Here is a 4,036-nt window from a genome sequence, read left to right as displayed (position 1 = left end):
AAATAATGTTAAGTATGGGTGGCAAGTTTATTAAACGCGAATGGACATATCAATTTTTATGAATACAGCGGGGAGTCGCTGGTTTCTCTATGAAGTAGTGGGTTTGCGTCAAAACGGAGAACCCAACAATTCATGCTATCCAATACGTCGGAGTGGTAGCGTCTTTCTCCGTGTCCCCTACTATCGCATGAATCAAGTCATGCGACAGGTAGCTCAATCTGGGGGCACAATTGTTAGCATCAAACCCTTAACGCTAGAAGCAGCATCTACAGAATCAAGTATAGAGGATAGGGAGTGGGATATAGGTTTGGTTGAGCGTGTGGAGAGTGAGTTATCGGATATTACGGAGAATATCCCCACACCAATCATCCCACAACCTAAAGCGATTCCGGGACAAAATCCTGAACCATCAGCCTGGTGGGTGAGAATCTCCACAACTCAACCTGAAGTTATTTACTACTTTGGACCCTTTGATAATTTTGAGGAAGCCAAAGATTCTCAAGGGGGTTATATTGAGGATCTTGAACAGGAAAAAGCTGTAGGGATTACCGTAGAAATCTTATGGTGCAGTCCCGTTAACTTAACAGTTTTCTAGTTCCTTAATTAAGCAGACAGAATTAAACTTTTGGTGGGGCATGTCCATCATACAACCTGTAATCTAAGCTGATAGCAGATTGCGGACACCACCCACCTGACAATATTTTTCTCCACCTACTTACTGTTGGTTAACTATGCAACTCCCACAATCACCACCGTGATATTATCTCTACCTCCATTATCCTTAGCCGAATCAATTAGTTTCTGGGCTACTTCTTCGTAGGCTAACCCGGATTGGAGATAAGAGGCAATTGTCGTATCGGAGACTTCTTCAGTGAGTCCATCGGTACAAAGAAGGAAGCAATCGCCAGCTTGCACATCAGTGGCTTCGATTTCAACTTTTTGCAAATCCTTGCGGCCAAGGCATTGAGACAATACATGTCGCCAGGGATGGCTACGTGCCTGTTCAGGAGTCAAGTCTCCCGCCTTCATTGCCCGTGCCACCCAGGTATGATCGTCTGTAATTTGCTCTAGCTTTGAGCCTCGAAACCGATAGATCCGAGAGTCACCAACATGAGCGAACCATAGCCGATCCTGACGGAACATGATCGTAACAGTGGTAGTCCCCATATCCGCACGTTCGGGATGTTTTTGCTGATCCAGCAATATCGCCTCATTTGCTCGATCGAAGGCTTGCTCCATTAACTCATCTGAGGCTGTATTCGACTCCCAGTTTTCCTGCAAATGAGTTTTAATCGCCTCTGTAGCGATTTGACTGGCTTCCTGCCCACCTGCATGACCTCCCATGCCATCGGCGACAATGAAGAAGCGTCCGTTAGCAGAGGTATAGTAATAGTCCTGGTTGACGGTACGAACTAACCCCGGATCCGTGAGACCCGTGAAGCAAAATTTCATAGATGGTTTGGAGTCAATAATTGTACAGTTTCTATAACATTCGGTCGAATTTGTCAAGCTTATTAAGTAAACGAATTAGGACAAATGCCAAAATAGCTGCTATTACAGCAACGACGGCGGCTAGTCTTATTTTATCGTTGACAAATAGAATTGTAGCCGACAGAGTAAACGCACCGACTAATAAGGCATAGTTGGTTCCCAATTGTAGGGAGCTAATCCGTCGCAAGAGCCGATCGGATTCAATCGACCGAACTCGCAGACGCACATCCCCTCTTTCTAATTTATCTATGGTATCTTCAATTCGTCTGGGTAAACCCAAAGCTGTGTTACTCATTTGGGCCGCTTGTCGCCCCAGTTCGTTGAAAAAGCTATTGGTATCAGGAGTATTGCCGTTTGTCATAATCTGTAAAGCAAATGGTTGTGCCACCTCCATAAAGTTGAATTCAGGATCTAATCCCTTCCCTACCCCTTCTAATGTAGAAAACGCTCGCATGACAAAGGTAAAGGTGGCTGGGAAGCGAAATGGTTGTCCGTAGGCGATTTCATACAAATCATCGCTAATTGCGGTAATGGACTGCTCCTCAAAGGGCTTATCCATAAAATAATCCAGCATATACTGGATTGAGCGCCGCACTGGTCCCATATCTTCTACAGGTGAAAGGGCACCCAAAGCCACGAGGGAATTAACCACCCGTTCCCCATCTTTTTGGGCAATGCCGAAGAGGGTTTCCATTAATTGTTCGCGAACATTTGTCTTAATTCGCCCCATCATACCGAAATCATAGAAGATCAGCGCCCCTTCAGGAGAGACGGCAAGATTTCCTGGATGGGGATCTGCATGAAAGAATCCATCATTAAGCAATTGTTGTAAGTAAGCTTTTGCTCCCAATCTTGCCAATATTTTCCGATCTAAACCTGCGGCTTCTAAGGCTTCGTAATGGCTAATTTTAATCCCTGGAACATATTCTAAAGTCAGAACCCGTGGGGAAGCATATTTCCAGTAAACACGAGGTACTTTTACCCATGCGTATGGACGGAAATTCCGACGAAATGTATCGGCATTTCGTCCTTCGTTGAGATAATCAATTTCTTCCCAAAGAATGCGACAGCATTCTTCATAAATACCATTCCAGTCTCTGCCTCGTCCCCAATCTGGATGGTTTTGAAAGTAACGAGTAATCCCTTTAAGAATCTGCAAATCTATCGTAAAAAGCTTCCGTAAACCTGGGCGCTGTACTTTTACGACTACCTCTTCACCACTATGGAGTTGAGCTTTATGAACTTGTCCTAGACTAGCAGCAGCAAGGGGAATTGGGTCAAAACTGCGGAATAATTCTGCTATTGATTTGTCTAAATCTTTCTCGATCATAGCTTCAGCTTGTTCGTAGCTGAAAGCTGGCACTCTATCCTGTAATTTAGCTAATTCATCCACATATTCGCTGGGGAATAAATCAGCACGGGTGGAAAAAAGCTGTCCAACTTTAATAAAAGTTGGTCCTAAATCCAAGAATGTATCTCGAATCCAGATTGCTAGAGCTTTCCGTCTAACTGCTTTTTTGGCATCTGTAACCCCACCTGGATAACTCCAAGCTTTCTTGTCGAGCCACAATCGGAACATTAGGGTTAAAACGAAAGCCCAAATGTCAATGAATCTTCGTTGACGGGAGTAATTTTCCTGATTCCAACGATAGGATTTATCATTGTTTGCCTTTTTGAGGAGACGTTGGTTAGGCAACTGTCTTTCCTTGTATGGCGTAAAGTTTACATAGTCTTGAGAAACAGCAGACACTAGGCTTCCTAAATATTTTCAAAAAATCTTAATTAAAACTGGGGAGTGGAACAGCGGATGCCGTATCGGGAGGTGGGGAGTGGGGAATGAAACTATTTTTTACTTATCCTTCAACCTTCAACCTTCAACCTTCAACCTTCAACCTTCATCCTTCAACCTTCATCCTTCATCCTTCATCCTTCAACCTTCATCCTTTTATTTCGGTAAGTTTGTAATTCAGTCCGCAAACTGGCAATTTCGGCTCTAAGATCGTCTATTGTCTCCTGAAGATCCACAGAAGTGGAGCCAACTGAAACACTGCTGATGCTCGTTCCTGTTGCCATTTCCGCTTCCCTCTCTGCTCTTTCCATGACTTGCTGGGTAAACTGTCGCAGTCTTTCCCGTTGCTCGGCATCAAATTTGCCAACTTCGCTCAGGGCATTAGTCAGGGAATCTTCTAGCAACTCGCTCATCGAGGATGCCATCGCCCTGCCTACAAAAAAGGCATGAATGACAGGATTGCTCATAAAAACCTCACGGAAGCGTGTAAGCCACCGTTTTCTAAGTTATAAGGGGTGAGAAACTGTTCGTTAAGAATTATAACGTGCTTACCGTGAATAATGCACCGATTGGGGATCGGCGAGAGCGCAGAGAGAGTTATATCAAAAGTCAGGCATTCAAAAGTCACGCATTGAAATGATTGCTGTGAATGGGTTGTGGCGTTTTTAGATGCCTTAACACGGGCGATTGCTATATTCCTCCCCTACTCCCTACTCCCTACTCCCTACTCCCTACTCCCTACTCCCTACTCCCTAC

General features: G+C 44.5%; 4 protein-coding genes. 1 reads left to right on the top strand and 3 read right to left on the bottom strand.

All coding sequences use genetic code 11. From position 1 onward, the window contains the following. Positions 1–58 precede the first annotated feature (58 nt). A complete protein-coding gene (gene cpcD, locus NJ959_RS26650; protein WP_254014783.1) occupies positions 59–595 on the top strand; it encodes a rod-capping linker protein CpcD in 537 nt (178 codons plus the stop codon). A 134-nt stretch (positions 596–729) separates the two neighbouring features. Here the strand turns inward: cpcD and NJ959_RS26645 are convergent, their stop codons facing one another. From NJ959_RS26645 to NJ959_RS26635, 3 genes are all read right to left on the bottom strand, one after another. Then, complete coding sequence (locus NJ959_RS26645; protein ID WP_254014782.1) at positions 730–1,452, bottom strand: Stp1/IreP family PP2C-type Ser/Thr phosphatase; 723 nt, start codon at positions 1,450–1,452, stop codon at positions 730–732. Between the two features lie 31 nt (positions 1,453–1,483). Beyond that, the gene (locus tag NJ959_RS26640; protein ID WP_373693717.1) at positions 1,484–3,241 is read right to left on the bottom strand and encodes an ABC1 kinase family protein; all 1,758 of its coding nucleotides are present in this window, start codon (positions 3,239–3,241) and stop codon (positions 1,484–1,486) included. Positions 3,242–3,414: 173 nt separating this feature from the next. Further along, positions 3,415–3,747 (bottom strand): DUF6825 family protein, encoded by a 333-nt coding sequence (locus NJ959_RS26635; RefSeq protein WP_254014781.1) that lies wholly within the window; start codon positions 3,745–3,747, stop codon positions 3,415–3,417. Positions 3,748–4,036: the final 289 nt, after the last annotated feature.

Source organism: Limnofasciculus baicalensis BBK-W-15, assembly GCF_024178385.1.
Classification (GTDB): domain Bacteria; phylum Cyanobacteriota; class Cyanobacteriia; order Cyanobacteriales; family Coleofasciculaceae; genus Limnofasciculus; species Limnofasciculus baicalensis.
This window is presented reverse-complemented; position numbering and strand designations above follow the sequence as displayed.